The organism is Streptomyces djakartensis (genome assembly GCF_014651075.1).
GTDB classification, from domain to species: Bacteria; Actinomycetota; Actinomycetes; order Streptomycetales; family Streptomycetaceae; genus Streptomyces; species Streptomyces djakartensis.
Genome location: NZ_BMWE01000039.1, coordinates 21,479 through 27,478 on the forward strand (window position 1 = coordinate 21,479; position 6,000 = coordinate 27,478).

At 71.1% G+C, this 6,000-nt stretch carries 5 protein-coding genes and 3 pseudogenes; 6 read left to right on the forward strand and 2 right to left on the reverse strand.

Annotated features, from left to right (window positions below):
• The first annotated feature begins 368 nt into the window (after nt 1–368).
• From IE212_RS33955 to IE212_RS33975, 6 genes and pseudogenes are all read left to right on the forward strand, one after another.
• A complete protein-coding gene (locus tag IE212_RS33955; RefSeq protein ID WP_190201842.1) occupies nt 369–590 on the forward strand; it encodes a helix-turn-helix domain-containing protein in 222 nt (73 codons plus the stop codon).
• A 44-nt stretch (nt 591–634) separates the two neighbouring features.
• On the forward strand, nt 635–1,666 hold the full coding sequence (locus IE212_RS33960; protein ID WP_190201843.1) for an AAA family ATPase: 1,032 nt from the start codon (nt 635–637) through the stop codon (nt 1,664–1,666).
• Nucleotides 1,645–3,153 (forward strand): annotated as a pseudogene (locus IE212_RS33965) (transposase); the annotation flags it as partial. The gene IE212_RS33960 and the pseudogene IE212_RS33965, both read left to right, overlap by 22 nt.
• A gap of 211 nt (nt 3,154–3,364) precedes the next feature.
• Nucleotides 3,365–3,559, forward strand: a pseudogene (locus IE212_RS35710) (P-loop NTPase family protein); the annotation flags it as partial.
• A gap of 56 nt (nt 3,560–3,615) precedes the next feature.
• The gene (locus tag IE212_RS33970; RefSeq protein ID WP_229864711.1) at nt 3,616–4,002 is read left to right on the forward strand and encodes a hypothetical protein; all 387 of its coding nucleotides are present in this window, start codon (nt 3,616–3,618) and stop codon (nt 4,000–4,002) included.
• 13 nt (nt 4,003–4,015) lie between these two features.
• A complete protein-coding gene (locus tag IE212_RS33975) occupies nt 4,016–5,125 on the forward strand; it encodes a hypothetical protein (protein WP_229864712.1) in 1,110 nt (369 codons plus the stop codon).
• Nucleotides 5,126–5,308: 183 nt separating this feature from the next.
• On the opposite strand, the pseudogene tpg reads toward IE212_RS33975, so the two are convergent.
• Nucleotides 5,309–5,767 (reverse strand): annotated as a pseudogene (gene tpg, locus IE212_RS35765) (telomere-protecting terminal protein Tpg); the annotation flags it as partial.
• A 100-nt stretch (nt 5,768–5,867) separates the two neighbouring features.
• Nucleotides 5,868–6,000: helicase associated domain-containing protein (locus IE212_RS35500; RefSeq protein WP_190201844.1), on the reverse strand; the 133-nt coding region annotated here is incomplete at its 5' end.

Genomic DNA, 6,000 nt, shown 5'->3' on the forward strand with positions numbered 1-6,000 from the left:
CATCAGCGCGGGCAGCACGGCACTGACGGAGGAAGGCGCGGCCAGAGCCGCACCGAGGATGGGCAGGGTGCCTTCCAGGCCGTACTCGTCGATGTGGCTGTACGTCCAGCTGCGGCTTCTCGGCTTCGGGTCGGGAGTCGTGTATGGGTGCTGGTCGGTGGGGTGTTGAGGGTGGGGCTGGCACTGTCATGAGGCCGTAGTGTGTGATGGCTGGGATCGCTGTCGCGGGGGCTTTTCTGATGGTGGGTGATGCTGTCTCAGGTTCGAGGGTTCTGATGCGGTAGGGGTGGGCGGGGCCGGTGTGATCCGGGGGGGTGGATCAAGGTGTAGGAGCCGGCCGGAAAGCTGTGCTGCCGAGGGCGTTGGTGGTGCGTCGTCTGCAGGAGCGTCAGCAGGCGGGGGAGTGGTCGACACGGCATGTGCGTGCGGTCGCGGAGACGGTGGGTGTCTCGGAGCGTACGGTCTGGCGCTGGCTGGAGCAGGCGAAGGCTTCCGGGCGGGTGGAGGAGCCGGTCCGGCAGGGAGAAGCGGTGTCGGACGAGGTGTGGGAGCTGCTGGGTGAGGCAGGGGGGGGAATGTCTCGGAGCTGAGGCGTCGGCTGGTGGCTGCCGGAGGTGAGGCGCCAGTCCCGTCGATGTCGACGTGGTGCCGGGTGATCCGTAAGGACCGCCGGGCGGGCCGGGCGTTGATGGTCGAGCGGGAGCCTGTGGTGGCCGGGCCGAGCAGGCCCGATCCGCTCAGCGAGCTGGGCTTGGCCGTCGTGGCCGGTCAGGGTGCAGGTGGGCAGGTGTTTCTGCGGGAGCAGAAGCACCTGGCGCAGGTCCCGGTCCTGGTCCCGGATGCCCAGGTGGTGCACACACCTGCCGTTCGGCCGGTGCTGCGGACGGTCGCGCACGCGGCCGCGGTCGGGGCGATGGTGTGTTTGTACGGCGACGCCGGCCAGGGCAAGACCGTCGCGTTGCAGTACGCCCTGTCCCAACTGCCGCATCCGGCCAGGGTCCGTCGGATCCACGCCGGTGTGCACCCGACGGTTCCCGAACTGTGCCGGCTGCTCGCGGACGCCCTCGAACTGGGCAGGCGTCTGCCGCGCGGGGCGGGGGAGGCCGACCTGATGCTGGTGAACGCGCTACGGCAGCCCCGCGTGCTGGTGCTGGACGAGGCACAGCGCCTTCCGGGGCCGGCGCTGGAGTTTCTGCGCGGGCTGTGGGACCACCCGGACACGGACACGGCGCTCCTGCTGGCGGGCGCGGGCAGCGAACGGGCACTGCGCCGGGTGCCCGCGCTGGCCTCTCGGGTGCAGACCTGGGTGCCTCGTTTTCGTCCGGGCGAGGTGGCAGCGGCGATGGCGGCCTTCCACCCGCTGTGGGAGGACGTGAGCGAGGACGATGTCGTGTGGGTGGACGAGCATGTGGGCCACGGCAATTTCCGGACGTGGGCGAAGCTCACCTCGCACCTGACCGCCCAGATCCACGGAAAGAGCCGTGCGGTGGTGGACCGCCAGTTGCTGGAGCGGGCCTGCGCACGGCTCATGGGTCCGCTGCGACCGGCGCCTTCGGGCCGGAAGAGGCCGGCGGCCACGAGGACGGTCCGCACGCGCGGGGAGGCCTGCCTTCTTCCTCCCTGTCGGCGCTGCGCGGCCCTGCCGTGCGCCGGCTGCTCGCCCTGAGACAGGACCAAAAACTCACGACCCGACATGTACGGCTGATGGCTCAGTCGTTGGAAGTGACCGAGCGCACGGTGTGGCGGTGGCTTGCCGCTGCCGAGCGTGACGACTCCGCGGCCGCGGAGCCCGGGGCGCGGGCCCAGAGCAAAGACCGCTTCTCCGTCACCCCGGAAGTGCGCCGCCTGCTGGCCTTGTGGAAGGGCAACGTCGCGGCGGTCCACCGTGAGCTGATCGCTCGCGCGGCCAAGGGCGAGCAGGATCCGCCTCCGTCGATTCCGACGCTGCACCGGGCGATCCGCCGTGATCTGACGCCGGGGGAGCGGGCGGGGCTTGCGGGTGGGGAGCGGGGGGCGCGCAAGCATGATGTGTTCCTGGCCCGGCCGCGGGGCTGGCGCAACCAGGTGTGGCAGACCGACCACATGCAGGTCCCGGTGCTGGTAGAGGTCGACGGCAGGGCCCGCAGGCCGTGGCTCACATGGTTCACCGACTGCGCCACCAACGCCATCACCGGCGTCGCGGTCACGCCGGTGCATCCGTCGCGGGAGTCGGTGCTGGCCGCGCTGCGCTCCGCGGTTCTGCGCGAGGACCCTTACGGCCCGTTCGGTGGCCTGCCCGAGAAAGTGCGGGTCGACCGTGGCAAGGACTTTCTGTCCCGGACGGTGACCGCCGCGTTCGACCTCCTGGACGTGACGGTGGAGGACCTGCCCGCCTACACCCCTCACCTCAAGGGCACCGTGGAGGGGCTGAACCGGGCGGTGGAGAGCATGTTCCTGGCCGCGCTGCCCGGCTATGCCCGCCAGCCGCGTCCCGGTAAGCGTGCTTCCCGCCCGAAGGACGAAGTGCTCCTCGGCTTCGAGGACTCCACCGCCCGGCTGCTGGCCTGGACGAGCTGGTGGAACACCGAACATCAGCCCGCGCCGTTGCGAGGCAAGACCCCGCTTGAGGCGTGGCAGGACGATCCCACTCCGCTGCGGGACGTGCCGGCCGCGGATCTGTGGACGTTCACCCTGGAAGACGCCGGCACCCGCACGCTGACCACCCGCGGCATCCGCTTCAAGAAACGCGATTACGTAGGTCCGTGGATGACCGGACAGGCCGGGACCCATGTCCGAGTGCGCTTCATGCCTCACCACGATCACCGCATCGAGGTTTACCACGCGGCCACCGGCCGCTACCTGGGGCCTGCGGACCTGGCCGACCAGGCCACCGACGAACAGATCACCGCCGTACGGCGGGCACGGGCCGCCCGCACCCGCCGCCTGAAGAAGGACCTGGAAGCCTCACAGCGCGAGCGCTACGCCGCCGTGAACCAGCCCGAGGCACCTCAGCGGCTCGGCGCGCTGACCGGTGCGCAGGCCGACGCCGAACTCGCCCAGACTGCCGACGCCGACCTCGCGCGGCTCGCGATGCCAGACCTCATCCCGCACGCTGCGCCCCCGGCCGACTGGCGCACCCCGGCTTCCCTGGCCGCGCTGACCACGCCAGGCCCGCCCATCCTGCACCCGTCCGGCCGTGATGGCGCTTCCGCCCCGGACGGCCGGGCGGGCGGACCGCACCTCCCACCACCGACAAAGACGCAGACGCCTCGTGACCGCGGCCACCTACCAGTATGTCGACCTGCCGGATGCCTCCGTGGTCACCACCCGCGCTCTGCTCACCGCCCGGGAGAACATCACCGACACCGTCGCCGCCCGCGCCATGATGTGCATCCACGGCGGCGCCGGCTGCGGCAAGACGCTCGCCGTCAACATCTGCCTGCGCGCACTCGAACCCGGCGAGGATGTCCGCAAGATCACCTTCCAGGCCCGGCCCACCGCCCGCGCGGTGCGCTACGAACTGTTCACCGCACTCGACCTGGCCGGTGAGCCACCGCGCCACCCCAGCGAGTTCGACCGCCTGCTGAAGACCGCCCTGGCCGAACGCCCCCGCACTTTCCTCGTCGACGAGGCCCAGTGGCCAGGCGGCGAGGCGGCGAGGCGTTCGAATATTTCCGCTACCTCTGGGACGAACCCTCAACCCAGCTCGCCATCATTTTCGTCGGCGGCGAGGGCTGCCACACCGTGCTGCGCCGCGAACCGATGCTGTCCTCCCAGATCTTCATCTGGCAGCACTTCACCCGCCTCACCCCCAGCGAAGTCCTCGAGGCCATCCCCCTGTTCCACCCCATCTGGGCCGACGCCGACCCCGACGACATCACCTTCGCCGACAGCCACGCCGCACACGGCAACTTCCGCGCCTGGGCCCAGCTGACCGCCCACACCCGCACCGCCCTGGCCCGCACCGGCCGCCCACGCGTCGACCAGGAACTGCTGCGCTGGGCCTTCAGCCGCCTCGCCTGACCACCCCGCCGCCATGCCGCTCGCCGCGCCACCGTCCGTCACCGTGGTCATCGATCGCCATGACGACGCGATCCACACGCACACCGCTCTGGCCGCGCACCATCCGCCGTCCGGCCGGATCACCCTGCACCCCGGCCCGGGCACCACCAGTGAAACCGGCCTCGCCCACGACCTTCTGGCGCCCCTGGAAAAGCCGCCCCTGCTTCCGGGCCGCTTTCCCGGCGGCCGTCAGCCCGCATGGGAAGCGGTCACGGCCTGGATCACTGCCCTTCCCGTCACCCGGCTGACCGTCCTGCGCGCCCACCGCCTCACCACCCGCCGCGCGATGCGCCTCCTGCAACTGCGCACGCTCACCGGTATCCACCTGACCCTGGTCTGCCACCGCCCCCACCTGCCCGCCGCTCTGCACCAGGCCCTGCAGACGGCCGACCACATCACCACCACCGACCTTCGCACCGCCCGCCGCCACTACTACGGCGCGACCGCCCCCATACCCCAGCCTGCCGACGAGCCCGCCGGGCCGGTCAGCCGGTGGCTCACCCTGCCTGCACTGGACCGCCTCATCTCCTACGACAGCCCCCGCCCCTGCGCCGCCCCGTGCATGCCACCGCCGATCGCCTGGCGGCACCGCCCACCACCCGTGCCTCTCACTGCGCACACCGCCCAGCCAGTCGCCCATCGGCTCCACGCGGCGACCGCACACCCTCGCCTGGCCGCGGCCCTCGCCGCCGCGCTGTTCACCGGCGCGTCCCTCCAGCAACTTGCCACCGCACGCCCCCGCGACTATGACGACGCCGCGGCAACGCTCGCCCTGCACGACCGCGCTCGCTACACCGATGGCTGCGCCGCCTACCCCGTGCCGCCCTGGGCGGGTGTGTTCCTGCGGGCTGCGGCCTGCTTCGCCCGGCTCGTTTCCGGCGAGGACCAGGAATTGTTCGCCGCGCCAGGCAACCGTGCCCTCCTGCTGCGCGTGGCGGAGACGGCCAGGCTGCGCCCGCCCCAGCCGCCTGCAGCCCGCCGCCAAGGCCCAGCATGCCGTGTGGAGTGGGACTGGCGCGAGCGGCAGGAGGCCAAGAGGCATGAAGCGATGCTGGCCGTGCGTGCCAGGCCCTCGCGGCGCTGAACGCCCTGACGCGTCCGATCGGCGGGTAAGCTCATCCGATCGAAAAGTCGGCGAACTCGAGGTCGCTGAAGGCGATGTGCATGCCATGGGCGCGGCGGCCCCCATCGCGGAAGTAGGCATGCCCAGCGCGCGGGCCAGAATCATTAACTGCTGCTGCTCGCCCGCACCGGCGTCCCGGGCGTTGAACAACTCCCGGGCGACCTCTCCCGGCAGGTACTGGGTGATCCACCGCACCCGCGGATCGTCCGAGGAACCTGCCGCAGCAGCGAACCCGAATCGCGCCCTGGTGTGGAGGACGAAGCCCTCCGCCTCGGCCTGGGCACGTCGGCGAGCCCGTATCCGGGGCTGCCACCGAGCCAGCACCGCTTCCTCGATCGCCCGGACATACAGCGGACCCGGCGGGCGACGCGCTCCGGGCTTCTTTGTCACCCACCTCTGCACGGTGCGCTGTGACACCCCAAGGACCGCGGCCACCTTCTGGGTGGAATGCCGATGTGCTGCTAGCAGAAACCGCAGGCGAGCTTCGGTGCTCAAGGGAACGGGCCGGGTGCGCAACGCCTGCTCCAGCCCCTGCTCGATATGCCCCACGTCAGCCTCTCCACGCGGCCAGTCGACAGGCCGGCATCGTGCAGCCCAGGGCATCAGTCCTCTCACGCCCTGATCGCCGTTTCCGGCATTCCCGTGACAGCACCAACTGGCCTCGGCTAGGAGAGCCCCACGAGAGCGCTGATGACAGAACGGGTCATGTCCAGCGCATGCCGATGGTGGAAAGCTTCTCGATCCGTTCCGGGGACAGTGTTGCGGCCCTGCTGCGTTGGTTGCTGATCCATGCCCCGAGCCGGAGCTGCCGCTCCTCCTGGTTCTGGCCGTCCCTC